Source organism: Oscillibacter sp. PC13, from assembly GCF_900115635.1.
In the GTDB taxonomy this organism is placed as follows: domain Bacteria; phylum Bacillota; class Clostridia; order Oscillospirales; family Oscillospiraceae; genus Oscillibacter.
Map to the genome: position 1 here is coordinate 13,500 of NZ_FOXE01000017.1, position 24,682 is coordinate 38,181.

The window sequence follows — 24,682 nt, forward strand, 5'->3', positions numbered from 1 at the left end:
TGAAAAAATTTCGAAAATATCCGAAGAAGAGTTTGGGATGCGCCCCGCACTGCAACCGGCAGATGTGGGCACGGTTTTGCTGCATTGGAAGACTTTGATCGGATTTCCCCCTCCATTTCCGCTGAAATCTGATGATTAGAAAATGCTTTTGCCACGTTCCCGCACGAGTGCTGAAAGCCCCATTATGAAAGGAGAAACCGGCATGACATTCAAACAGCTTGAATACGCGTTGGCAATTACGAAATATGGTTCGCTCAGCCAGGCTGCCGAAAATCTCTATATTTCCCAGCCCACGCTATCGGAAGCCATTCAAAACCTGGAGGACGAATTGGGCTTTCAAATATTTCTTCGCCATCATTCCGGAATGGCGTTGACACCGGAGGGAGAGACCTTTGTCGCAGATGCCCAAGCTGTCATCGAGCAGGTGGCTTATATGGAACGCCGGTACACAGCACACCAGGGGAAAAAGCACCACTTTTCCGTAAGCTCCACACACTTCTATTTTACAGAGTCGGCTTTTGCGCGCCTTTCCAAGGATCTGGACGGCCAATACATGCTCCGCCACCTGGACAGCAGGAAATTGGATGTGCTGAACGAGGTTGTCAGCGGCATCAGTGAGATCGGTGTTCTCAGCTATACAGAAGAAAACCGCATGCACACCCTTCGAAAGCTGAAAAGCAGCAATTTGGAATACACCATCCTGCGCACGTTGCAGCCTTCCGCATTTTTCTCCTCTTCCCACCCGCTGGCCAAACGCAAAAGCTTGAAATTGGAGGACTTAAGGCCATACCCGTGCAGCACCTTTTACCAGGGGCCGGCTACGTCGCGCTATTTTGAGGAGGAGCTGTGCCAACTTCCGGAGTGGGACAAGGAGTTTGTTCTGCAGGACAACGGGGCCATTACGTTTTTCCTTCTGGGAACGGACTGCTTCTCCATTGGCAGCGGCGTTGTTCCCGCGAGCATCCGACCCCTTGGCATCTGCGCTATCCCCATTACGGATATTCCGCCCAGCACCATTTTTTGGATCAAGCGCAAAAATCATGTGCTCTCCGAGCTTGCAGAACGCTTCCTGACCCTCTGTGCGGAGGAGCTTTCAATGGGAATTCCCCAATAGTTATTGTCATGTTGCATAAATATCGGTTTTTCCTATGGATTAAAAACGGGTTTTCCAATTTCCAATTTGTCGAATCATTGCATATAATGTACAAAAGTTGTTTATGCGCCTTGGGTTTTCAAAAACAAATGTGCCTTTGACCACTTTTCAATACTTTCCATACGGCAGGTTGATAGGACAAAGAGGTCTGAAGGTATATTTATTTTTCATGTAAAACTTTATCAGCGCAAAGCGGAAAAGCAAGCAACAATGATACGAAGAAACGAGGTATGACCATGAAAAGAAGACTTGCCCTCCTGATGAGCTGTGTGATGCTGATAGGCATTCTGACCGGTTGCGGCGGCAGCGATGCCAGTGATGCCAGTGATGCCGGCGATGCCGGCGCAGAGAAGAGCGTCACCTTGAAAATCCATTGCGATTACACGGAGGATCACCCTGCCTCCCAGCAGTTGGCCGCTTTTTGCCAGCGGGTCAGCGACAGCACCAACGGCACCATTACCATCAAGCCCTACTACGCAGGCTCCCTGGGCGATTACACCACTGTGTTTGACGAGGTGGCACAGGGCAGCATTGATATGACCTGGGGCGCCAACTCCACCACCTTTGGCCAGGCACTGAACATCTGGAATATGCCCTACCTGGCCGCCACCTGGGATGAGGCCGCTGAGCTGTACAAGCCCGGATCTTTTGTGAGCGATGCGATGGCAGGGCTGTGCGACGAGGCTGGCATCAAGCTGCTGGGTCTGCATCTGGTAGGTGCCGGCGGCCTAGCTGCCACCAAGATGCCCAAGGACTGGGACGTCTGGGGTGTGGAGCACGACTTCCTGCTGCGCGTTCCCGATGCGGATACGGTCAACCTTCCCATGTCCGCCATGGGATACCGCACTCAGTCTGTCAACTGGTCTGAGTTGTTTACCGCTGTACAGACGGGTGTTGTGGACGGATTTGTCGGCGGACATCCTCCTGTGTGCTATGACCAGTTCCGGGATGTTATCAAGTGCTACATCCAGATCAACAATTTCTTTGAGGCCGGAACCATCAGCATCAACAAGGAGACCTTTGAGAGCTTGAGCGCCGAACAGCAGGCCGCTCTGGAGGAGGCCGCTGCCTGGGCCTTTGACCAGAGTGTCGACGGCGGCGAGGCCACCGAAAACGAGTATCTGCAGAAGATGGAAGATTACGGCATTGAGGTCGTCAAGCCCGATGCCGCCGTTCTGGAGGCCTTTGCCACGTCCTGCCGCGAAGAGGTGTGGCCTGAGTTGCGGGCAAGCATCGACAACGATGAGGTATTCGATGGTCTGATGGCGGCCCTTGAAGAACAGTAACCTGATGATTCTGATCTGAGACCAAAAACCGAGAGGAAATGAGTCAGGAGCATGGGCGTTCCTGGCTCATTTCCTATTTTAGGAGGGAGATATCCGTGAAAAACCGTTTCAAATCCCTTGGCAATGTGCTTTTGAAGGCAGAGCATCTGGTGGTCATCGTCTGCTGCACGGCTATGGTGCTGCTGGTGTTTGCCAATGTCCTGATGCGCTATGTCTTTAAAATCAGCTTCCAGGGCATGGAAGATCTGATTATGCTGTTTGCCTTCGGCATCTATTTTATCGGTGCTGCACTGAGCAGCAAGGATGAGACTCAGATTACTGCCGACGTGATGAGTCTCTTTATTAAAAGTCCCCGCTTCCTGACCCTGTTGCGATCCTTCCAGCACATTGTGGATGCGGTTCTCATCGGAATCTGCGCCGTGTTCTCCACCCAGCAGATGCTGTTTGTGTTGGGAGAGGGCAGCCGGACATCCGGGCTGAAACTTCCCGTATGGGTAATCTATACCGTTATTTTGGTGGGCCTGTTCCTGATGGCCTTCTACGCACTGTTCCACAGCGTGGAATATTTCCGCCAGTTCATTCATTTTCACGATGATAAGAAGGAGGGCCAGGCATGAGTGCTCCCGTTTTACTTGCTATTATTCTGCTTATTGTCCTGCTGATGGTCGGCATCCCCGTCCCGGCCTCCTTTTTTGGCACGACACTGTTTCTGATTGTCACCTGCGGCTACGCGCCTGACTTTCTGGTTCCCTACGCCTACTCCAAAACCAGCAGCTATGTTCTGCTGGCCATCCCGCTGTTTATTATTGCCGGCGGCATTATTGAGCGAAGCGATCTCGGCGCCCACTTGGTGAACTTTGTTAACATGCTGGTGGGACGCGTGAAGGGCTCCCTAGGCATGGTGGCCGTCATTGCCTGCGCACTGTTCGGCTCTGTCACCGGCTCCGCCTGCGCCACCATGTCCGTCATTGGTTCCATCATGTGGCCCCGCATGGAGGCCGCCGGCTACAGCAAGGGCAAGTCCGCAGCATTGATTTCCAGCAGCTGCCTTTTGGGTGGCCTGATTCCCCCCAGTTCCCTGATGATCCTGTATGCTATGCTCTCCAAGGAGTCGGTTCTGAAGTGCTTTCTGGCGGTATTGGGCCCCGGCCTGATGATGACGGTGATGTTCTGCGTTGCCTACTGGTTTATGGTGCGTAAGGACGAGGGCATGACCGTGGCAACGAAGATGGAGCCGGCTGAGTTCCAGCGGGAATTCAAAATCCGGTTTACCAAATTTATTCCTGCCATTATTTTTCCCATTATTATTCTGGGCGGTATTTACTCTGGTATTATGACGCCCACAGAGTCTGCCTCCGTCTCCTTGATCTATGCGCTGCTGGTAGGTTTCTTCGTTTACAAAACCCTGACATGGGGAAAAATCAAGGACGTGCTGATTTCCAGCTCCAACACCATCGGCAGCGTGATGGTTATGATCTTTACCGTTATGATGCTCAGCCGGATTTTTGTCATGGAAGATGTTCCCTCCATGATTATGGAGGCCCTCGGTTCCATTGCTACCAGCCGGGTTGCCGTACTGGCCATTGTCAATATCTTTATGATCATCATCGGCATGCTGATGGACGATACCAGCGCAACGCTGCTGTGCGTTCCCATTCTGCTGCCGGTGGTGCAGTCCGTGGGGGTGGATCCCGTTCACTTTGCCGCCATCGTGGCTGTCAACATCAGTCTCGGTTGTGTGACCCCGCCCTGTGCGCCGCTGATGTATCTGGGCGCCCGGCTGAGCAACACGGATGTGGCTGAGGTCCTGAAGCCCACCTTCCAGCTGATTTTCTGGGTGTGGCTGCCGGCTCTGATTCTGGTGACCTATGTGCCCGCCATCTCCACCTTCTTCCCCTCCCTTCTGGGCTGATACCCCAGACCGGCTGCAAAAAAGGAGTAACATATGATGACAGCTTCTGAGACTGCGGTAAGGACGGAGGATCTCTATCTCAGCGACACCATCCGTTATCTGGTTTCCATTAAGGATGATATTCATGACCGCAGTCAGATCCCACACCGGGATCGGGTTTACCACCGGGTGTTTGCAGAGCACCCCAACGACCTGCAGGCACTAAAATTTGCCAAAGCCTTCTCCGCCTTCCTGGCAGAGAAGAAAATCTTTATCCATCCCCGGGATATTCTAGCGGGCTTTACCTACCGCTATACATACGGCACCACCATTCCGGTTGACATGCCGGAGGACTACGACCCGTTGTACCGGCCACCGGTGTCTCCGGATTCCCAGCGGGAATATGAAACTGTTTTGCTGCACCATAAACTCTCTCCCGATTCCAAGGAGGCAAAGGAGCTGCGCATCTTCCTCTCCGGTGTGGACGCCTGGCTCTATAAGCACTGGTTCTCCGGCCACATTCTCCCGGGCTATGATCGTCTGATGGAGATCGGCTTCGTAGGGCTGGTGGAGCTGGGAGAGGCCTCTGTGGCCCGGCACACTGGCGTGAACCGGGAGTTTGCCGAGGCCATGCTGATTACCAGCCGTGCCGCTGTGGCCTACACGGCGCGCTATGCCGCGCTGGCAGCGGAGATGGCGTCTCAGGCGGAGGATCCCCTGTGCCGGCGAAATCTCTCCCGCATTGCGGACAGTTGCCGCCATCTGACCAAGGGAAAGCCCCGGAACTTCTTCGACGCCGTGCAGCTGCTGTGGCTAGCGCAGGAGATGATGATGGTGGAGAACATCCCCGCCTCGGAGTCCCTGGGCCGAATGGACGTGTATCTGGCGCCGTTCTATGAGCGGGATGTGCAGACCGGGGTACTGACTTATAATGAGGCCAGCGAAATTCTGGATGCCCTGTGGATCAAGTTCAGCGGAAATCTTCACTCCTATCAGGCCGTGACGGTCTCCGGCACCAACGCCGACGGCACGACCTTTGAAAATGATCTCACCTATTTGATCATGCAGTCCACCCGGAAGCTGATGTTCGATCAGCCGCTCATTGATTTCCGCTATACCGACGGCATGAGCAAGCGTCTTTGGAACGAGGTTGTGGCGCTGATCAAAACCGGAACGGGCTTCCCCGGCATTTTCTATGACCCTATCTGCATCCGTGCCAAGGAGAGCACCGGCCAAACGCCGGAGGATGCCCGGAATTACGCCATCATCGGCTGTGTGGAAACCGGTTTGCCCGGCCATGAATACACCCCTACCGAGTTGGTGCATCTGAACTGGCCGAAGCTGTTTGAACTGATGTTCAACCACGGCCACGCTACCATGCAGGAGTTCTGCGCCCCGCTGTTTGAGGACAAAGATCTGGATTCTATTTCCAGTTTTGATGAATTCTACGCCTGGTTTAAAAGCGAGATGGAGCAGTTCACTGCCCTTTCCATTCGATCCATTGAGCTGATCGAAACCATGATTCCCTGGTGTTTTCCCACCCCGTACCTATCCTCATTGATGGTTGGCTGCTATGAAAAGGGCATGGACGTTACGGCCGGGGCCTGCCGGTACAACAATACCGGCGTCAGCACCTGCGGTCTGGCCACTGCCGTGGACTCTCTGGCCGCCATTAAGCAGGTGGTTTACGAGGATCATCTGATGCCGCTAAGCGAATTTGCCAAGGCGGTAAATGCAAACTTCGAAGGTTATGAGGACCTGCACAACATTGTCTCCAACCACTGTCCCAAATTCGGCAACGACAATGACGCGGTGGACTTCTATATGTCCGACCTGATTGCGGCTTTCGGCCGGGTGGTCAACTCCCGTAAAAATCCCCGGGGCGGACACTACATGACCGGCCTTTACTCCGTGGAGGACCATGCCAAGGCCGGTATGAAAACCGCCGCCACGCCGGATGGCCGGATGGCTGGCATGTATGAGTCCAATTCTATGGCTTCTGTGCAGGGAAAGGACGTATCCGGCCCCACCGCCCTCATTAACTCCGTGGTGAAGACAGATCTGAACATTGCCACCAACGGTATGGTGCTGGATCTGAAGTTCAACCCGCAGTTTTTGGAGTCCCCGGCTCATGTGGACGCCCTGAAAATGCTGATCGACACCTATTTCCACAACGGCGGCATGGAGATCCAGTTCAGCGTTGTCTCCCGGGAGACATTGCTGGCAGCCCAGCAGGAGCCGGAAAAGTACCGGAATCTCGTGGTACGGGTCTCTGGTTTCAGTGCCTATTTCCGCTCCTTAAACAAAACCACGCAGGACGAAATCATCGCCCGTACAGAATATCAGGCAATCTGAGGAGGTGGCAGCATGGACGCCGCGATCCCATACATCAGCAATCTCCAGCGCTTTTCACTGGACGATGGCCCAGGCATCCGCACCACGGTATTCCTGAAAGGGTGCAATCTCCACTGCGCCTGGTGCCACAATCCAGAGTGCATGGTGGCGGGGGCGACTCTGCAGTTTATCGAGGCCTCCTGCACCGCGTGCGGCAAATGCGTATCCGTTTGTCCGCAGAATGTACACACCATCACGGAAGACGGATGCCATCTGTTGGACCGCACCCGCTGTATCGCCTGCGGCAAGTGCGCCTATCACTGTCCCCACACAGCCCTGAATTTGATTGGTACGCTATATCAGCCGGAGGATCTGCTGCAGCAGATCCTCAAGGATCAAAAGTATTATGAGACTTCCGGCGGCGGCGTCACCTTCTCCGGCGGAGAGCCCATGCTGCACCCGGCGTATCTTGCGCAGATGCTCCATATGTGCCGGGAGGCGGGCCTTCACACGGCGGTGGACACCGCCGGCTGTGTGCCCTTCTCCAGCTTTGAGGCAGTTCTTCCCTGGACCAACCTCTTTCTCTACGACATCAAGCTCTGGGATGAGGGCCGGCACCGGGCCGCTACCGGCGTCTCCAACCGGCGTATTCTGGAAAATCTGGATACCCTGACCCGGGCTGGTGCGGATGTCTATATCCGTACCCCGGTGATTCCCTCCTTCAACGACGATCCGGAAACCTTCCGGCAGATTGCCTCCTTTCTGGCCAGTCTCCCCGGGCGAGATCATATCCGCCTGATTCAGCTTCTTCCTTATCATAGCTATGGCGTGGGGAAATACGCCTCCATGGGGCAGTCCTCCCGGACAGCAGAGCTGCAGCCACCGCCGGAGGCCTTTATGCAGCAAGCGCTGCAGCTGTACTTGGATTTGGATCTGCCGGCGCAGATTTCCTAAACGGGGCACCTCTTTTCCGACCGGGACGATTTTCTTTTAGAAACGGGGTGCACCCAATTAAAGAGGATCAAAAACTGAACCGGCGCTTTGCTGCCTTGCAGGGCAGTTTTTTCGCCGCGTATGCCGGAACCTCCTTTTTTTCCTATATTTTACTGAAAAAGGAGATTCCAAACGTCTATATTGGGCTGCTGGGAGCCCTTACCTCCTGCTCCAGCACAGTGATACAGCCCATTTGGGGCATTTTATGTGACCGCTATCGCTGCCATCGTGTTTTTTATATAATCAGCAGCCTTGCGATACCGCTTTTGTACCTTTGCATCATCCGCTCCAACTCCCTTCCTGCCTTGGCTTTCTGCGCCCTACTATCAGGACTGTTTATCAACTGCATCCAGAATATGGGGAGTGGTTGGATTTCCAGCCTGAATGCAGAGGGGTACCACATCAACTATGGGGCCTCCAGAAGCTGCGGCAGCCTGGCGTTTGCCGTCATGGCTGCTGTCTTTGGATGGGCTGTCCAGTCCCTGGGCTATTCCGGACTGGTGGGAGGGATGGTGTTGTGCGGCCTAGTTTGTATGGCGGTTTCTCTCACGATACCCAAAAGCAGCGGCCAGCGGCCAGCCTCTCCGGACGCGGCTTCCACGGCACCGGGGCTGGCAGAGGGGATCCGCATGGTAACCGGGCAGAGGGAGTATATGGTGGTGGTATGGAGCGGATTTCTCGCTATGTCCGGTATTGCGGGCGTCAACTCCTATTTCTCCGCCTATCTGGCCGTTTTAGGAGCCAGCGCCTCCGCTGTGGGACTGGGCAATTTTACGTATGCCATTGCTGAGGTTCCCTTTCTGTTCCTGTTCAAACACCTGTCCGCCCGATTTTCCTTCCGGGCATTATTCACCATGAGCTTGCTTGCCCATGGGCTGCAGTGCGTTCTGGTTGGGCTGTCCCCAAACTACGTCTGCGCCATCTTATCCATGCTGCTTCAGGGTGTGAGCTTTGGAACCCTGGCCCCCTGCCTGCAGCAGTATACCACATCCCATATTGACCCCCGATATATCTCCACTGCGCAGCTGTTTACATCTGCAGTCAGCCTCAGCGCATCCATGATTGCCGGGAGCCTGCTGGCCAGTGCGCTGAGCCGGCACTTTCCGTTGTCCGTAGTATTTTTGCTGATTTCCCTGGTTTCCTTCAGCGGCTGTGCACTCTATTCTCTTTATACAATTTATACAACTCATTCTTCCGCTAGCCGGAAGTGCTGCTGAAGCCTGATTTATTTAATTGAGGAGGAACCTAGCATGGAGTTTCACAATGTAATTCCCAGTGATCTCATTCCGGATTTGTTCAGCATCCGCGACCGGGTCTGCTTTATCACCGGTGCCGGCGGCCTGGGTGAAACGGTGGCGCGGGCCTTTGCCCACAACGGCGCCAAGATCGCCCTGGCAAACCGCAGCAGGGAAAAGGCCGACCGTGTCTGCGAGGAGCTGACAGCGGAGGGCTGTGTTTGCAAGAGCTACGCCTTAAATGTGAAAAGCCAGGAGGACTGCCGGCGGGTAACCGAAGCGATTGAGGCCGATTTTGGTCATATTGATATTTTGATCCACACGGCAGCCGTAGCCCAGCTGTGCGACACACTGAATCCCGATGATGCGGAGATGAAGGACACTCTTGAGACAAACCTGCTGGGCAGCATCCATATCAATCAGGCCGTGAGCAAGGTGATGGTGAAAAATGGCTTTGGCCGCATCATCAACATCAACAGCATTGACGCCTTCTCCGTCAACTGCGTGGACGGAATGTCCTATGCCTGCAGCAAGGCGGCCCTGATGCAGGCCACCAAGAACTTTGCCGTCAGCCTGGCGGACAAGGGCGTAACCGTCAACGGCGTGGCCCCCGTCTGGATCTGGACCCCCATGATGGCCAAGCGCCCCGGCGACTATATGAAGCAGGCCGCCGCAACCATCCCCATGGGGAGGGTCTCCTATGCCGAGGACTATCTGGGAATGCTGTTCTTCCTGGCCAGTGCAGCCAGCAGCTATGTGACGGGGCAAACCTTCTTGGTGGACGGCGGCTGGAGCGTCAGCCGGGTATTCCAGTATCAGAGCGAATGACTGCGGGAGGGGATCAAATATGACAATAAGCAGATGGCAGGTGCCGGAGGTACAGTGCTCTCCCCGGATTTGCAGAATCCGGGATCACCGGATTGAAGACCACGACCGCAGCCAGATCCCCCACCGGGATCGCGTCTACCGGGAAGAATTTGCCAAATATCCGGACGAGGTGGCGGCCATGCGCTTTGCCCGGGGCTTTTCCCGTTTCCTGGCAGAGAAAAAAATCCACCTGAATGAATATGATCTGCTGGCAGGCTTTGCGTACCGCTATACCTACAACACCACCCTTCCCATCAATATGCCCTCGGACTATGACCCTCGCTACCGGCCGGATTTCGGTGTGGAATCTGCCCGGGAGGCAAAGGAGTGCGAGGAGTTCCATGGTCTGAAGCCCGGCGATGCGGATTATGAAAAGATGGAAACTTTCTCCCTGGCTGTGAAGAACTGGCTGTTTAAGCACTGGGAAAGCGGCCACATCCTGCCTGGATATCACACGGTAGTCAGCAAAGGCTATGGCGCCCTCATCCGGGAGGGAGAAGCCGCTCTGGCAAAGGCAGATGCGGCCCATCGTCCCTATGTAGAGGCCATGCTGATGTGCAACCGGGCTGCCTCCGCCTATATCCGCCGATACGAGGCGCTGGCGGCGCAGCTGGCAGAGCAGGCCGCAGATCCCGCCTGCAAAGCGCAGTTGCAGCAGATCGCCCAGGCCTGCGGCCACATTGCGGAGGGAGTTCCTCAGACCTTTTTCGAGGCAGTGCAGCTGATCTGGCTGACCCATGAGCTTTTATACGCGGAAAACGAGCCGGCCTCCATCTCGCTGGGCCGGCTGGATCAGACCCTGTATCCCTTTTATGAAAGGGATGTGGCGGAGGGGCGCCTGACCTACGAAGAAGCCAGCGACTATATTGACGCCCTCTGGATTAAGTTCAGTGCCAATCTCCACGCCTATCAGAACGTCACCATCGGCGGCATGGGAAGGGACGGACACTTCACCGCAAATCCTGTGACCTATATTATCCTGCAGGCAACCCGCCGCCTGCGCTTTGATCAGCCCCTAATCTCCCTGCGGTACAATGATGATATGCCGGATCCCATGTGGGCGGAGTGTATGGCACTCATCAAAACCGGCATTGGCTTTCCTGCGTTTTTCTATGACGGTGCCTGCATTCCCGCCAAGCTGCGGATGGGAATTGCAGAGGAAGATGCCCGGAATTACGGCCTTATCGGCTGTGTGGAAATGGGAACGCCGGGAAAGGAATACGCCAAGACCGAGGTGCTGCGGATCAACATGCCCATGATCCTGCAGCTGATGATGAACCACGGCAGGGCCGCGCTGACAGGAGACCTCTTCCCGCTGAAAGAGGAGAAGGATCTGGACAGCATCAAAAGCTTTGAAGAATTTTATGCCTGGTACCGCTCGGAGCTCCTGCACTTTGGCGGACTGGCCATGGATTGTATCAACCTTCTGGATGAGAGCGTCATGCACTACTATCCCACCCCGTTCCTCTCCGTGCTGATGGATCAGTGCTATGAAAAGGGCTTGGATGTCACCGGCGGCGGGACGGTCTACAACAACTCCGGTGTCAATCTCTGTGGCATGGCCAACGTGGTGGACTCCCTGAGCGCCATCCGCAAGGTGGTGTTTGAAGAAAAACGGGTCTCCCTGTCTCAGCTGGCAGAGGCCATGCAGGCGGATTACACAGGGCATGAGGATCTGCAGAACGAGCTGACGAAGCACTGTCCCAAGTTCGGCAATGATCTGGACGCGGCAGACGACATGATGAATGAGATCGTGGCCGGCTTTGCCCAGCTGGTGGACGAGTACCGGAATCCGCGGGGCGGCAAATTCCAGCTGGGCCTCTACTCTGTGGAGGATCATGCGAAGATGGGCCTGCGAACCGGCGCCACACCTGACGGTCGGAATGCCCGGGTCTCTTTGGCCAATGCGCTGAGCCCGGTACAGGGAAGAGATCAGGTGGGCCCCACCGCCGTGGTAAATTCCGTTCTGAAGACAGATCTGCGGGTAGCCACCAACGGCATGGTGCTGGATTTGAAGTTTAACCCCAGCTTTTTGAAAAGTGACCGGCACATGGATGCCCTTCGGGATCTGATTGACACCTATTTCCACAGCGGCGGAATGGAAATCCAGTTCAACGTGGTGGATCGGGCCACGTTGATGGATGCTCAGGAGCATCCGGAGAAACACCAGAATCTAGTGGTGCGTGTCTCTGGCTTCAGCGCCTATTTCACAACGCTGATGAAAACCACGCAGGACGAGATTATCGCGCGGACAGAGTACGCCAATATGTAAGCATCGGAGCAGGGAGGAAGCCATGCTTGGGGAACAGATCCGACAGCACCGGAAGCGGTTTGGATATACGCTACAGGAATTTTCCCGGAAAACCAATTTATCGGTGGGTTACCTCAGCAACATTGAGCGGGATATCGCCAGTCCCACAATTGCAACGCTGGATATTATCTGCAATGCACTCCGCATTGACATTGTGGAATTGCTGCGGGCAACCCGAAATCCCTCTCCGTTGCTAAAAAAGGCAGATCGCCGCCGCATTTATGCGGCTAAGGACGGAATTTTGGAGAATATTGCCGCTGAAAACGACCAGTACCGCTGTACCTGTTACACCATGGATCCAGGCTTCAAGGGAACGGTAACTGTTCCGGCGGGAGACGGAAAAGGCATTCTCTGCTATGTACTCTCTGGTACCTTGGAGTTGACTATGGACGGTAGCGTCTATCATATGGAGGAGGGGGATACCCTATTTATCCGTCCCCACGCCTCCCACAGCTTCCGGCAGCTGGGCAGCGAAACCTGCTCAACCCTTTGGTTTTATTCCTCCAGCCTGCGAACCTGATTTCTACGGCATACAATTTTTACCAGTAAAATTCACATGTATGAAAAAAGCAAGGGAAAACTATCCTAATATCTCAATTTCAAAAGATGAAATTGACAATGAACCCAGCAAAATTTATAGTAAATTTAAAATAAACCAGAAGCGGAGGGCCGTGTGCACATGAAACAACTGACAGGCTGTGTGGGGGGCATTCAAAAATACTCCACATCAGACGGGCCAGGTATCCGAACCTCAGTGTTTTTAAAGGGATGCCCGCTTCGGTGCCGGTGGTGCCACAACCCTGAACTCCTTCATACAGAGCGGCAGATTTTATTTACCGCCCAGAAGTGCATTGGCTGCGGTAACTGCGTCAAGGCTTGTCCCACGGGCGCGCTGCACCACATGGGAGAGCGGGTGGAATTTGACCAGTCCCTCTGCAGACACTGCTATGCCTGTGTGGATCACTGCTATAGTGAGGCCCTGCGGCTGGCCGGAAACGACATGACGGTGGAAGATGTCATGCGCAATGTACGCCAGGATCGGGGCTATTACGATCGTACCGGCGGCGGCATGACCATCAGCGGCGGCGAGTTGCTGATGCAGGTGGATTTTGCGGAAGCACTGCTGGATGCAGCGGTGGCAGAGGGAATCGGTGTGGCACTGGATACCTGCGGGTTTGGAAACGGCGACCGCCTGTACCGCATGGCGAAAAAGGCCTCCTATATTCTCTATGACATGAAGTCGATTGACGACTCGGTACATCAGCATGCCACCGGCGTCTCCAACCAGCTGATTCTGGAGAATTTGGCCCGACTCGCAGACGATCCCGAGGTGAATGGAAAAATCTGGATGCGGATGCCGTTAATTCAGGGTTTGAATGATACCCCTGCCATCATTGAGCGCACCTGCGCGTTCTATCGGGAGCACCATCTGACGTATGTAACGCTATTCCCCTACCACGAGCTTGGCATTTCCAAATATAAGAGTCTGGGGCAGGCCTATGAGAATTTTGCACCGCCGGATACGGAGCGGCTCCACGAAATTCAGGCGCTGTTCAAGGCCAATGGCATCAAGGCCGATATTCTTGGTGAACAAATCCAGTAATGAACACAGAACGATAGATATAGAAATGAGGATGTCTCTCATGAGTGAAATTGTGAAGGATTGCAAAATCGGCGATCTTTTTTCCCTGCAGGATCGGGTGGTTCTGGTGGTAGGTGCCGGTGGACTTGGCGCCTATATCGGCCGCGGCATGGCCCTCAACGGCGCAAAAGTGGTTTTTACCAACACTTCCATTGGGAAAGCGCAGAAGGTGCAGGCGGACATGGCTGCGGAGGGCCTGGCTTGTGACATCTACCAGCTGGATGTGACCGACAACGATCAGGTAGTGGATGTGATTCACGCCATCGACGAAAAGTACGGTCGGATTGACGTGCTGATCAACACGGCAGGTATCGGCGCTCACTCGGAGCCGGAGAATTATCCGCCGGAGGTGGTCCGTCAGGTGGTGGATGTCAACCTGAACGGCACCATCTTCATCTGTCGGGAAGTCGGCAAGGTGATGATCCGCCAAGGCGGCGGCAAAATCGTCAACATTGGCTCCATTGCAGGTGATTTCTGCCATACCTATCTCTCCATGCCCTATGAGTGCTCCAAGGCCGCTGTCCACCAGTTCACCCGTTCTTTGGCGGTTACCTGGGTCAAATACAATATTAATGTCAACTGCATCGCCCCCACCTGGGTCTATACGCCCATGCTGGAGGGGTTCCAGGACAACACCTATGACCGTATCATCGAGCAGCATCCTGCCGGCCGGATTGCCGCGGTGAACGATTTCCTCGGGCTTGCAATTTATCTCTCCACCCCCGCCTCCAATTATGTAACCGGACAAGTGATTTACGTGGATGGCGGCTGGAGCAGCGGAAAGCCCATCGATATTCCCACGGAGCAGCGCTGCGTCCGTGAGTAATAGGGAAGTGCCTATTGATTTCATATCTTTGATGAAGAGCAATTTCAATCCAGTTCGGATAGGAGGAAAGCATCATGACCGAACGAGTAAAAAAACTGCGTAAGCAGCTTTTGGAAGTAAAGCCCGCACTGAGCATTGAGCGGCTGCGGCTGGAGACAGAGGCCGCCAAGCTGTTCTCCGGCGCCCCCACGCCGATTTACCGCGCCAAAATTCTGGAGTATGTGCTTCAGCATAAAACCGTCCGAATCTATGACGGCGAGCTACTGGTTGGTACTGTGACGGAAAAGGTGCGGGCGGCTGACATCTTCCCGGAGTATGCCTCCGGAAAATTGTGGCTGTACGAGACATTGCCTATGATTTCCAAGCGGCCTCACGATCCCTTCGAAATCTCTCCGGAGGAGGTTTCCGAGGCAATTGATCTTTTGCACTACTGGGACGGCAAGGCAACTGAGGAGCTCACCCTGGCCCACATTCCTCAATACCTGCTAGATCACGAGAATGCCGGTGTCTACAAGTCCGGCAACAAGGGCAGTGTCTCCGGACACGTGCATCCCAATTACCAGCGGATGATGGAGGGCGGCTTCCGCAAACAGATTCAGCGCTGCAAGGACTTGATCGAAGAGACAACCTACAGCGGCCTGAACGTGGAGAAGATGCACAAGATAGAGTATTGGGAAGCCACCATCATCGTGCTGGAGGCCTTTATCTCCTATGCCCACCGTCTGGCTGACGAGGCGGAGCATCAAGCATCCGCCTGTAGTGACGAGACGCGCCGGGCGGAGCTGAATCAAATTGCCGCCATCTGCCGCAAGGTGCCTGAAAATGCCCCCGAAACCTTCCGGGAGGCGCTACAGTTCCAGTGGTTTATCGAAGTGGGCCTGAACATTGAGGCGAACTCCTATGCCACGGGCTTGGGGCGCTTTGATGTCAATCTGGGTCGGTATCTGGAGGCTGATAAGAAGAAGGGGCTCATTAGCAATGAGGAGGCCCAGGAGCTGCTGGAGCTGCTGTTCATCAAGGTAACGGCCATCGTCAACATGAGCGACAACTATTACAGCCGTGCCGACGCAGGCTATCCCATGTGGCAGATTCTGATGATCGGCGGTATCGACGAAAACGGCAACGATGTGACAAACGACCTGTCCTATCTGGTGCTGGAGGCTGCCAGCGAGGTCAAGCTGGCACAGCCTGCGGTGGCCCTCCGTGTTCACGACGGGATGCCGGAGGATCTCTTCCGCAAGGGTGTAGAGATGATCCAGGACGGTCAGGCCAACCCCGCCTTCTTCAGCGACAAGGTTGCCATGCAGCAGGTGCTGGACAAAGGCGGTTCTCTGGAGGAGGCCCGCAACTGGGTCATTATTGGCTGCATTGAGCCGCATCCCGGTATGGGCAATACGGACGGAAGCCCGGTGGGCGGCTATGTCAGCGCGCCCAAGTGTCTGGAGATGGCGCTGCACAACGGTGTGGATCCGGTGACGGGAATAAAATTGGGCCTGGAGACCGGCGATCCCTCCGCCTTCACCTGCAAGGAAGATATTGTAGAGGCTGTAAAGAAGCAGGTCTGCTACGCTTGGGAGCTTTTGACAAAGGAGCACTGCATCTCTCAGTCCGTGCAGACAAATCTGCCCGCCATTTACGCCTCCTCTCTCATCGACGGCTGCATTGAAAAGGGCATGTCCATTCAGGAGGGCGGCCCGGTGCACTGCTATGTCAACACCTTCATCTGCGGTCCAGCCACTGTGGGCGATTCTATCGCCGCCATCGACTACGCCGTGTTCCAGAAAAAGCTGCTGACAATGGAGCAGATCATCCATCTTTGTGACACCAACTTTGAAGGCGCTGAAGATCTGCGGCAGATGCTGGTCAACAAGCCCCCAAAGTTCGGCAACGACATTCCCGAAGTGGATCAGATGGTTTCCGACATTGTGGAGGCCGGTGTTACACACATTGCCAAAATCAGCGATGCCCGCGGCGGGAAGTTCTCCCCTGGTAACCTCTCTCAGACCTACAATGTCACCTTGGGTGAGCATGTGGGCGCCACACCTGATGGCCGCAAGGCCTTTACAGCCCTGAGCGACAACGCCTCTCCCGCCATGGGCCGGGATACCAGCGGCCCGACTGCAGCTGCAAACTCCGTGGCCCATCTGAATCAGAAGGTCTGCCACGGCGGCGTACTTTACAACCTGCGCTTTGATCCCCGGGGCGTTGCCGGTGAGCCCGGAAAGGCTATTATCGGCGGTGTCATCAGGGAATTTATGGAGGGCGGCGAACATATCCAAATCAACGTGGTAGATGATGAGACACTGCGTGCCGCCCAGGTCCATCCGGAGGATTACCGGGACCTGGTGGTTCGTGTTGCCGGCTATATGGCCTACTTCACGGAGCTGGATAAGGGCGTACAGGATATTATCATTGCCCGGACGGCCCACTGTGCCTGCTGACATCGTTTTGGAAAGCGGCCGGCCGGCGTGATGTAGCGGAAGTTTCCCCCTCCGGTCTCATGGCAAATCGGCTTGAAAGGAACGTGCTTTTCTGCAAGGCACGTTCCTTTTTTCTTTACGCAGCGGCTGTCGGTTTGGCCATTCCCTGCGGGCTGTCGGATCCGCACTTTACACAGACTGAACAAAAACTTCTCCGGAATTCCGTTGACTGCAGCGTCTGCCTGCCTCTATAATAGCAAAACAGTTCCATTCCAAAAGCATATAGATAGGAGCAGATCATGCAAACAAAGAACGTAATTCAACTCGTCACTTTTGATTTGGACGGCACCATGCTGGACGATGAATGGGCGCACGCCGAGGCAAACCGGCGGATTGGTGAGCGCCTGGGTGTGGACCACACCCGGCTGGGCAAGCTGACCGGATACTCCGTCCGCCTGCGCTGGCAGGAACTCTGCCGGCAGGCCGAGCTTTCCGTGGACATTGAAGAACTTGCCGATGAGCACTTTCAGATTACACTGGACTTGCTGCGGGAGGCAGGAACAGCAGAGGCTCCTGGCTTAACGGAGACCTTATCCATGCTGAAGGCCGACGGATATCTCCTCGCAGTGGCTTTCTCCTCGGACGAGCCCTTTGTCCGGGCTGTAGTGGAGCTTTTGCGGCTTACAAGCTATGTGGATTTCTTTCTCACCAAAAACCAGGTGGAGAAGCTGAAGCCCTCTCCGGAGATCTACCTCACCGCCTGCAGGCTTGCAAATGTCTCCGTCAGTCAGGCCGTTGGCATTGAGGACAGCGACCCTGGCTGCTTGGCGCTTCGGAGAGCCGGAATGTACAGCATCGGTTTCACAAACGGCGGAAAAAACCGCCAGCAGCTGGCGGATGCGGATGCCCGCATTTCCTCCATGCGCGATCTGCTTCCTCTTTTGGAAAAGCTGCAGCGGCCTTGAGCAAGGTATATAAAACAGTTTGCACTGATCAGAAAAGGTATACGCGGTGTCAGCCATTTCGTGTCCGTAACGGTGAAATATATTTCCTTGCCTGCAGCGCAGAATAAGCGTCCAACTGCCTTCTTTTATAGTGAGCCCCCCTGTTTCTGTAGCAACGGCTGAACAGCCGGTACATTACAGAAACAGGGGGGCTTGTTTTTCTATTGCCCAGATCCATGATGTATTTCCACCGGAGTCAGGGAACTTGTCCCCAACAGGTGTCATTTAAACGCGCGGCACTTGATTCTGCGCCTCAGCTTTCATATTCGTAAAGGTGATACAGCTTTGTAAACAGCAGGGTCTGCGTTTTAAAAACAATATCGTCTTGAGCTTCCCACAGCTTCTTAATTCTCGAGAGCCGGTAGCGGATTGTATTGCTGTGCTGATACATTTTCTTCGAGATAAGGTCAATGTCTCCTCCACTTTTTACAAAGGCAAATATAGTATTCAGCGCGACTCCGGGAGCGTCCATATTTGCCTCAATTCGATTGAGCAGATCCAAATAATAGATTCTGGCCCACGGTGTTTCACTGGAAAAGCACAAAAAACGATCCACGCCGGCCTGTGAAAATTCCACATAAGCACTCTGATTCATGATACAGATCTTATTCGCACAGATTGCCTCGTGAATGGCTTTTGGAATGCTTGGAAGGCTGTCATTCAAAATGCGGATCCCAACCTGATATTTTTTCTTCTTTAAAAAATACGGTTTTAAAAAGGCCAATATCTGCGCCGTGTCCACCGGCATTTTTTCGCGGGCCGTATACAGGCAAAGCGTCCCCTTCCGATAAGGTAGCAGCAGGTGCTTTGTGGCGCACTTTCCAAAGCCATTGTGCAGGCCAGGTTTTTCCCCGGACCATTGCGGTATTCCGCCGAAAGCGTCGCTCCCCTCTATCGGGAGGGCCGTCTTTTCTTCCGTTATAAATGCGCAGAAAACCAGGTTGCTCTCAAAGCGGGAGTTCAGCCGTAATGCCAGCTGCTCCCGCTCTTCTGTCGGAAGGGATGAGGCGGCCAGCAGATCGTCAATGATTTTTTCCTGACGCTTGGGATCGTCCTCCAAAATAGCGATTTTTAAATCAAACAGCAAATCATCCACATATAAATCATCAAAAAACAGGATCGGAACGCCAGCTGAATCAGAAAGCTTTTTGATGGAATCGGGAATCGTGCGCAAATATACACGTTTAATTGCAATAGCCGCAACCCTGCATTTAATGAGATTGGTCAGCGCTTCCTCTACAGCCATAGGGGCATTTTTCGCAAAAGACAGGGTTGTCAGGACAAATTCGTTTTCAGGAAAGGAGTTGAAAATCTTGGTCCCGGTCTCCCACTCCAGAAATCCGGTACTGAAAACATGATTTCCCAGACCCCGGGCCCCGGAAACACAGCGGAACTGCTTATACAGGGGACGCTTTAAAATTTCTTCTACAGTAATCAACGAGTTCACATCCTATCTCCTGTTTTATGCCCATACCTGCAAGAAGTTCGTGACGCCGGTTTGCCTGTGGTTGTCATCTGCAAAGCGTGTCCATTCGAAAAGCGCTGGTGCAGCGCATCCTGCATCGAGTGGCTGTCCTGCAAAGCCTTCTGGAGTATTCCTCCCTGCCGCGCGGCGAAGGCTTGGGCCTGAGACGCCATGCTATTTTTTCACGGTTGCCGCAATCAAGGGTTCTGTCAGACTGTCTGCGGAGGTTTGCCTTCCTCTTTGGGTTGCTGATAGCGGTTTATTTCAGGATGAATTTACGGCTCTGTTTCTCCGTTTTACAAAACCTGTGTATATTTTACCACAAGAGCGCAAACCAGAACACATGTTTTGTGCAAAATTCTTCTGCATTTCTTATTGTAAAATATACAAAAATTTTTGTTCAGTTTTAAATTCAGTACAATTGCACACTTTTTCTTTCCATGTCATGATATTAGCATACATATTGACGAATTTTGGGTAGTGCCTTACATGCAGCAATTACGGGGAATTCAAGCTTTATTCTCCCATATTGAATACACTTTTACAGTTCGCAGAGCTTGAGGAGTGCCTCCCAGTTGCGGTCGACCTCCTGCTGGACCTGCTCGATCATCCATTCGTTTCCGGGCTTGAACATGTGGGCAAAGCGGCCCTGGAGCTTCAGATACTCCTCCACAGGCCTCTTATCCTTGGGCTCATAGCTGAGAATGTACTTGCCCTCTACCACTTCATACAGCGGCCAGATGCAGGTCTCCACCGCCATCTTCGTGATCTCCATCAGCTTCTCACTGGGATACCGCCAGCCACGGGGACAGGGCGCCATCACGTTCAAAAACGCCGGGCCGGGCGTGTAGATGGCCCGGTGGGCCTTCTCGCTGATGTCCTTGAAGTTCCCGATAAAGGTGGTCTGCGCCACATAGGGCACGCCGTGGGCCACCATGATCTTCGTCAGATCCTTCTTCTTCTGCAGCTTGCCGGGAATCACCGTGCCTGCGGGGGTCGTGGTGGTGTCGGCAAAGTGGGGGGTGGAGGAGGAGCGCTGGATGCCGGTATTCATGTACGCCTCGTTGTCATAGCAGACATAAACCATATCGTGGCCCCGCTCCATGGCGCCGCTGAGGCTCTGGAAGCCGATGTCATAGGTGCCGCCGTCGCCGCCGAAGGTGATGAACTTCCAGGTCTCATCGATCTTGCCCCGCTTCTTCAGCGCCTTGTACGCCGTCTCCACGCCGGAACAGGTAGCCGCCGCATTTTCAAACGCATTGTGGATGAAGCTGTCCTTCCACGCCGTATAAGGATACATGAAGGTGGACACCTCCATACAGCTGGTAGCGCCGGTGACCACCGCCTTGTCACCTGGCTCCAGCTGCCGCAGCACTGTCCGGATGGCAATGGGGGAACCACAGCCTGCGCACATCCGGTGTCCGCCGGACAGACGCTCTTCCCGCATCAGGTTCTCTTTCAGATTGTAGTTCATCTTGGTTCTCCCTCCTTATTCCCGCACATCCAAATAGCGGTAGGTTTCGCCCACGTCGCCGGTGGATGCGATCTGCTCCAGCTCTGCGAACACGTGCTGGATGCTCTCCACCCGCACGTCCCGGCCGCCCAGGCCATAGATGTAATTGATCCCCTTCGGGCCGCTGATGCCCGCGGCGTACAGTGCCGCGCAAACCTCCGCGTACATGGGGCCGCAGTGGGCATTGAAGCTGTCGTCCTTATCCATGACGGCAAAGGCCTTCACATGCTTCAGCGCCGCACACAGCTCTTCTGCCGGGAAGGGACGGAAGGAGCGGACCTTGATAAGTCCCACCTTCTTGCCGCCCTGGCGCAGCTGGTTGACCGCCTCCTTGGCTGTGCCGGCGGAGGATCCGATGATCACAATGGCCTCTTCCGCATCCTCCATCCGGTATTCCTCAATCAATCCGTAGGTCCGGCCTGTCATTGCGCCGAACTCTGCGCCAACCTTCCGGATGACCTCCTTGGCGTCCATCATGGCCTGGGCCTGCTGCCGCTTGGATTCCATGTAGTACACCGGTGTGGCGTAAGCGCCCACGGCCATGGGCTCATCCTTGTTCAGCAGATAGTGCTTCGGCCTGTACTCGCCCACAAAGGCCTTTACCTTCTCGTCCTCCACCAGCTCAATATTTTCAATGGCATGAGAGGTGATAAAGCCGTCCTGGCAAATCATGATGGGAAGGCCCACCGCCTCGCCGATCCGCATGGCCTGCAGGTAGTTGTCATAGGCCTCCTGGTTCGTCTCCGCGAACAGCATCAGCCAGCCCGTGTCCCGCACGCCCATGGCGTCGGAGTGGTCGTTGTTGATATTGATGGGGCCACTCAGTGCCCGGCAGCTCACTGCCAGGGTGATGGGCAGGCGGTCGCTGGCCGCCACATACAGCATCTCCGTCATGTAGCACAGGCCGCAGGAACTGGTGGCCGAAATGGCCCGGCAGCCCGCTGCCTCCGCGCCGATGCAGGTGGACATGGCGCTGTGCTCGGACTCCACCGCGATGAACTCCGTGTCCACTTCGCCGTTATCTACATAGGCGGAGAAATACTGGGGGATTTCCGTGGAGGGTGTGATGGGGAATGCGCCCATCACATCCGGGTTGATCTGCTTCATGGCATAGGCGATGGCCTCATTGCCCGAAAGTCTCTCTCTGATTCCCATTTTTTCGTTCCCCCCTTATTTCTCGTCTCTGACCATGGTGATGGCCCCGAAAGGGCAGGCGCTGGCACAGATACCGCAACCCTTGCAGAAAAAGTAGTTAAACTCTCCCCGCTTGCCGTCCTCCGTCATGGGGATGGACATGTCCGGGCACACCGGCACGCACAGCAGGCACTGCCGGCACTTGTCCGCATCCAGCACCGGCTTCATGGTCCGCCAGTCGCCGGTCTCCACGGTTTGGGATGTACCACCTTCAAAAATATTGCAGCCCGGGGTGATGTCCTGCCATTTCACGTCCGGCGTCATATCCTTTGCCAAATGACTCATCCTACCTGTACCTCCTCCATAGAGCGTTTCAGGGCACGCATGTTGCCCTCAATGACCTGGGGCTTGCTGGCAAACTTATGCTGGAAGGACGCCTTCATGTCCTCAATGAACTCCGTCTCCTCCACCACGCCGGAAACCTTCACAATCGCCGCCAGCATGGGGGTGTTGGGGAAGTTCTTTCCCAGCTCCTCCTCGCTGATCTTTGCCGCGTCGATGGTATATACCCTGCCTTCATAGCCCTTCAGAAGCGGCCGCAGCTGGGCGGGGGACTTGCCGGAGTTGATGACGATGGCCCCCTCTTTTTTCAATCCCGCCGTCACATCCACAGCGGAGAGAAGCGTCTCGTCCACCACCACCACATAGTCCGGCTCATAAATGTTGGAGTGGACTGTGCTCCGCTCACTGCTGATGCGGTTGTACGCCGTGATAGGCGCGCCCATCCGCTCCGGGCCGTACTCCGGGAACCCCTGGACGTACTTCCCCGTGTTGAACGCCGCGTCCGCCAGCAGCAGCGATGCCGTTTTCGCTCCCTGGCCCCCGCGGCCGTGCCAACGGATTTCTACAATCTCTTTCATCGTTTTTCCCCTTTCTGTGACAGGTTCTCCCTGTCGGATCTCAGGATCCCCACGTTTGCATCGTGCTCTTTTCCATGGAACGTGCTGGAGATTGCCCTCTTTCTAATCGTTTTCCAGGGGGCTCTGCAGTGGCCCCCAATGTCTCTATTATAAGGTTGCCTTTCTGCTTTTGCAAGGGTCTGTCCGCTATTCACGGACAAAATCCTCTATTTTTTCCACAATCAGACAGATACAGACTCCTTGCACGGCCATCTGCCATCCGTTCTCCGGCAAAAGGGTAGAAAAAGGACGTCCCATTGCGCCGCAATGGGACGCCCTTTTCACGGTTTGTCTGGATACGCGCTTCCCTCGAAATATCAGGCTCACTCCTGCGGCTGGGCCGCCAGATAGTCCACAAACTGCTGGGCCGCCCGGCCGGAGAATCCACCGTGACGGACCTCCCAGGCGTTGGCCGCCACCAGAAGCTGCTGTTCGTCCATGGTGATCCCCCGCTTGCGGGCCAGGGACAGGACAATCTTCTGATACTCCTTGGGGGTGGGCGCGTTGAAATTGATGGATACGCCGAACCGGCTGGCCAGGGAGAGCTTTTCCTCCATGGTGTCGGAGCGGTGGATGTCCCCGTGGTGCTCCATATCCGTCCGGTCGTTCCAGGTCTCCCGGATGAGATGGCGGCGGTTGGATGTGGCATAGATCAGCACATTGTCCGGCCGGGTCTCCACGCCGCCCTCAATCACAGCCTTCAGGAACTTGTACTCCACCTCGTTCTCCTCAAAGGACAGATCGTCAATGAAGATGATGAAGCGGTAATTCCGGTTTTTGATTTGGGCCAGAATGGCAGACAGATCCCCAAACTGGTGCTTGTAAATCTCAATCATCCGGAGTCCCTGGTCGTAGTACTCGTTGATCAGCGCCTTCACACTGGTGGACTTTCCGGTTCCGGCGTCGCCATACAGCAGCACATTGTTGGCGGCCTTCCCCGCCAAAAATGCCTCCGTATTCCGGCAGAGCTCCTGCTTTTGCTGCTCGTATCCAAGAAGATCCGTCAGCATCACACGGTCGATATTGCTGATGGGGAGGAACTCCACCTCCTGCCCGCTGCGGCGGATGCGGAAGGCCCGGTTCATGGCGAACACGCCGTAGCCATACTGGCGGTAGTATTCCGTCAGCAGATCGAACATCTCCTGTTCGTCGGCCGCCTCCTCCAGGGCCCGGCAAAGCGTCTGTACCTGCTGACTGACGTCGCGGTTGTACATCCGCTCCCGTTTTGGAATTGCCCGGTACTGGCAGATGGTGGAAAAACAGTCGATCCCCAGATCCCGCTCCACCGGACCAAAGTCATAGTGGAACAGCCGCCGGAAGACGGCAAAGTCGTTTTTTGCAAAGTGGTTGACGCTGCCCTCCTTGCTGCCCACCCGCTCGCAGGTCTGGGTAAAGGAGTTCTGGTTGGTCATCAGCAGCCAGGTGAGATAGCAATGCCAGAGGTTTCCGTCAAAGCCGCAGACGGTGGAGAGATCCAAAATCCGCTTGATTTGCGGATAGATCCGGCCCACCAGCGTGTCCTTGCCGCAGAGATCCTCCTCCCAGTCCCGGAGAATATGGGCCAGCTGAACCAGGATCTCATCCTCCTGCAGGTCGCTGTAAAGCAGCAGATGCGCGATGTCGCGGTACATTCCATCAATCCTCTCATG

General features: G+C 55.0%; 20 protein-coding genes. 14 read left to right on the forward strand and 6 right to left on the reverse strand.

Annotated elements, in window-relative coordinates; genetic code table 11:
• Positions 1-202: 202 nt before the first annotated feature.
• From BMZ81_RS10600 to BMZ81_RS10665, 14 genes are all read left to right on the forward strand, one after another.
• On the forward strand, positions 203-1,114 hold the full coding sequence (locus BMZ81_RS10600; RefSeq protein WP_177187287.1) for a LysR family transcriptional regulator: 912 nt from the start codon (positions 203-205) through the stop codon (positions 1,112-1,114).
• Between the two features lie 275 nt (positions 1,115-1,389).
• On the forward strand, positions 1,390-2,439 hold the full coding sequence (gene dctP / locus BMZ81_RS10605) for a TRAP transporter substrate-binding protein DctP (RefSeq protein WP_177187288.1): 1,050 nt from the start codon (positions 1,390-1,392) through the stop codon (positions 2,437-2,439).
• Between the two features lie 95 nt (positions 2,440-2,534).
• Positions 2,535-3,056, forward strand: coding sequence for a TRAP transporter small permease (locus tag BMZ81_RS10610; RefSeq protein ID WP_177187289.1), 522 nt, complete (start codon positions 2,535-2,537; stop codon positions 3,054-3,056).
• The gene (locus tag BMZ81_RS10615; RefSeq protein WP_091131845.1) at positions 3,053-4,351 is read left to right on the forward strand and encodes a TRAP transporter large permease; all 1,299 of its coding nucleotides are present in this window, start codon (positions 3,053-3,055) and stop codon (positions 4,349-4,351) included. The genes BMZ81_RS10610 and BMZ81_RS10615 overlap by 4 nt, the downstream gene beginning before the upstream one ends.
• 33 nt (positions 4,352-4,384) lie before the next feature.
• On the forward strand, positions 4,385-6,685 hold the full coding sequence (locus tag BMZ81_RS10620; RefSeq protein ID WP_091131846.1) for a pyruvate formate lyase family protein: 2,301 nt from the start codon (positions 4,385-4,387) through the stop codon (positions 6,683-6,685).
• A gap of 12 nt (positions 6,686-6,697) precedes the next feature.
• Positions 6,698-7,618 carry a glycyl-radical enzyme activating protein gene (locus BMZ81_RS10625; protein ID WP_091131849.1) on the forward strand — a complete coding sequence of 307 codons (921 nt, stop codon included), beginning with the start codon at positions 6,698-6,700 and terminating at the stop codon, positions 7,616-7,618.
• A gap of 95 nt (positions 7,619-7,713) precedes the next feature.
• A complete protein-coding gene (locus tag BMZ81_RS10630; RefSeq protein ID WP_177187290.1) occupies positions 7,714-8,874 on the forward strand; it encodes an MFS transporter in 1,161 nt (386 codons plus the stop codon).
• A 33-nt stretch (positions 8,875-8,907) separates the two neighbouring features.
• Positions 8,908-9,720 carry an SDR family NAD(P)-dependent oxidoreductase gene (locus BMZ81_RS10635; protein ID WP_091131853.1) on the forward strand — a complete coding sequence of 271 codons (813 nt, stop codon included), beginning with the start codon at positions 8,908-8,910 and terminating at the stop codon, positions 9,718-9,720.
• A gap of 19 nt (positions 9,721-9,739) precedes the next feature.
• Positions 9,740-12,031: a pyruvate formate lyase family protein gene (locus BMZ81_RS10640; RefSeq protein WP_091131856.1), complete on the forward strand. Its 2,292-nt coding sequence runs from the start codon at positions 9,740-9,742 to the stop codon at positions 12,029-12,031.
• Positions 12,032-12,053: 22 nt separating this feature from the next.
• Positions 12,054-12,590 (forward strand): helix-turn-helix domain-containing protein, encoded by a 537-nt coding sequence (locus BMZ81_RS10645; protein WP_091131858.1) that lies wholly within the window; start codon positions 12,054-12,056, stop codon positions 12,588-12,590.
• Between the two features lie 159 nt (positions 12,591-12,749).
• The gene (locus BMZ81_RS10650; RefSeq protein WP_091131860.1) at positions 12,750-13,673 is read left to right on the forward strand and encodes a glycyl-radical enzyme activating protein; all 924 of its coding nucleotides are present in this window, start codon (positions 12,750-12,752) and stop codon (positions 13,671-13,673) included.
• Between the two features lie 40 nt (positions 13,674-13,713).
• Complete coding sequence (locus BMZ81_RS10655) at positions 13,714-14,538, forward strand: SDR family NAD(P)-dependent oxidoreductase (protein ID WP_177187291.1); 825 nt, start codon at positions 13,714-13,716, stop codon at positions 14,536-14,538.
• 74 nt (positions 14,539-14,612) lie between these two features.
• A complete protein-coding gene (locus tag BMZ81_RS10660) occupies positions 14,613-16,979 on the forward strand; it encodes a glycyl radical protein (protein ID WP_091131865.1) in 2,367 nt (788 codons plus the stop codon).
• 278 nt (positions 16,980-17,257) lie between these two features.
• Positions 17,258-17,923 (forward strand): HAD family hydrolase, encoded by a 666-nt coding sequence (locus tag BMZ81_RS10665; protein WP_091131867.1) that lies wholly within the window; start codon positions 17,258-17,260, stop codon positions 17,921-17,923.
• Positions 17,924-18,215: 292 nt separating this feature from the next.
• Here the strand turns inward: BMZ81_RS10665 and BMZ81_RS10670 are convergent, their stop codons facing one another.
• The 6 genes from BMZ81_RS10670 to BMZ81_RS10695 all read right to left on the reverse strand — a co-directional run bounded on the left by BMZ81_RS10670 (position 18,216) and on the right by BMZ81_RS10695 (position 24,664).
• Positions 18,216-19,409, reverse strand: coding sequence for a PucR family transcriptional regulator (locus tag BMZ81_RS10670; RefSeq protein WP_091131869.1), 1,194 nt, complete (start codon positions 19,407-19,409; stop codon positions 18,216-18,218).
• Positions 19,410-19,968: 559 nt separating this feature from the next.
• A complete protein-coding gene (locus BMZ81_RS10675; RefSeq protein WP_091131871.1) occupies positions 19,969-20,901 on the reverse strand; it encodes a thiamine pyrophosphate-dependent enzyme in 933 nt (310 codons plus the stop codon).
• Between the two features lie 15 nt (positions 20,902-20,916).
• Complete coding sequence (gene porA, locus BMZ81_RS10680; RefSeq protein WP_091131874.1) at positions 20,917-22,095, reverse strand: pyruvate ferredoxin oxidoreductase; 1,179 nt, start codon at positions 22,093-22,095, stop codon at positions 20,917-20,919.
• Between the two features lie 15 nt (positions 22,096-22,110).
• Positions 22,111-22,419, reverse strand: a complete 309-nt coding sequence (locus BMZ81_RS10685; RefSeq protein WP_091131876.1) for a 4Fe-4S dicluster domain-containing protein — start codon at positions 22,417-22,419, stop codon at positions 22,111-22,113.
• A complete protein-coding gene (locus BMZ81_RS10690; RefSeq protein WP_091131878.1) occupies positions 22,416-22,994 on the reverse strand; it encodes a 2-oxoacid:acceptor oxidoreductase family protein in 579 nt (192 codons plus the stop codon). The genes BMZ81_RS10685 and BMZ81_RS10690 overlap by 4 nt, the downstream gene beginning before the upstream one ends.
• Before the next feature lie 362 nt (positions 22,995-23,356).
• Positions 23,357-24,664, reverse strand: a complete 1,308-nt coding sequence (locus tag BMZ81_RS10695) for an ATP-binding protein (RefSeq protein ID WP_091131881.1) — start codon at positions 24,662-24,664, stop codon at positions 23,357-23,359.
• Positions 24,665-24,682 lie beyond the last annotated feature (18 nt).

Bases quoted from the DNA above. Each gene is read 5' to 3' on its own strand.
- BMZ81_RS10600 (WP_177187287.1), top strand. From the start codon at position 203: ATGACATTCAAACAGCTTGAATACGCGTTGGCAATTACGAAATATGGT.
- dctP (WP_177187288.1), top strand. From the start codon at position 1,390: ATGAAAAGAAGACTTGCCCTCCTGATGAGCTGTGTGATGCTGATAGGC.
- BMZ81_RS10615 (WP_091131845.1), top strand. From the start codon at position 3,053: ATGAGTGCTCCCGTTTTACTTGCTATTATTCTGCTTATTGTCCTGCTG.
- BMZ81_RS10620 (WP_091131846.1), top strand. From the start codon at position 4,385: ATGATGACAGCTTCTGAGACTGCGGTAAGGACGGAGGATCTCTATCTC.
- BMZ81_RS10625 (WP_091131849.1), top strand. From the start codon at position 6,698: ATGGACGCCGCGATCCCATACATCAGCAATCTCCAGCGCTTTTCACTG.
- BMZ81_RS10635 (WP_091131853.1), top strand. From the start codon at position 8,908: ATGGAGTTTCACAATGTAATTCCCAGTGATCTCATTCCGGATTTGTTC.
- BMZ81_RS10640 (WP_091131856.1), top strand. From the start codon at position 9,740: ATGACAATAAGCAGATGGCAGGTGCCGGAGGTACAGTGCTCTCCCCGG.
- BMZ81_RS10645 (WP_091131858.1), top strand. From the start codon at position 12,054: ATGCTTGGGGAACAGATCCGACAGCACCGGAAGCGGTTTGGATATACG.
- BMZ81_RS10650 (WP_091131860.1), top strand. From the start codon at position 12,750: ATGAAACAACTGACAGGCTGTGTGGGGGGCATTCAAAAATACTCCACA.
- BMZ81_RS10655 (WP_177187291.1), top strand. From the start codon at position 13,714: ATGAGTGAAATTGTGAAGGATTGCAAAATCGGCGATCTTTTTTCCCTG.
- BMZ81_RS10660 (WP_091131865.1), top strand. From the start codon at position 14,613: ATGACCGAACGAGTAAAAAAACTGCGTAAGCAGCTTTTGGAAGTAAAG.
- BMZ81_RS10665 (WP_091131867.1), top strand. From the start codon at position 17,258: ATGCAAACAAAGAACGTAATTCAACTCGTCACTTTTGATTTGGACGGC.
- BMZ81_RS10675 (WP_091131871.1), bottom strand. From the start codon at position 20,901: ATGAACTACAATCTGAAAGAGAACCTGATGCGGGAAGAGCGTCTGTCC.
- porA (WP_091131874.1), bottom strand. From the start codon at position 22,095: ATGGGAATCAGAGAGAGACTTTCGGGCAATGAGGCCATCGCCTATGCC.
- BMZ81_RS10685 (WP_091131876.1), bottom strand. From the start codon at position 22,419: ATGAGTCATTTGGCAAAGGATATGACGCCGGACGTGAAATGGCAGGAC.
- BMZ81_RS10690 (WP_091131878.1), bottom strand. From the start codon at position 22,994: ATGAAAGAGATTGTAGAAATCCGTTGGCACGGCCGCGGGGGCCAGGGA.
- BMZ81_RS10695 (WP_091131881.1), bottom strand. From the start codon at position 24,664: ATGTACCGCGACATCGCGCATCTGCTGCTTTACAGCGACCTGCAGGAG.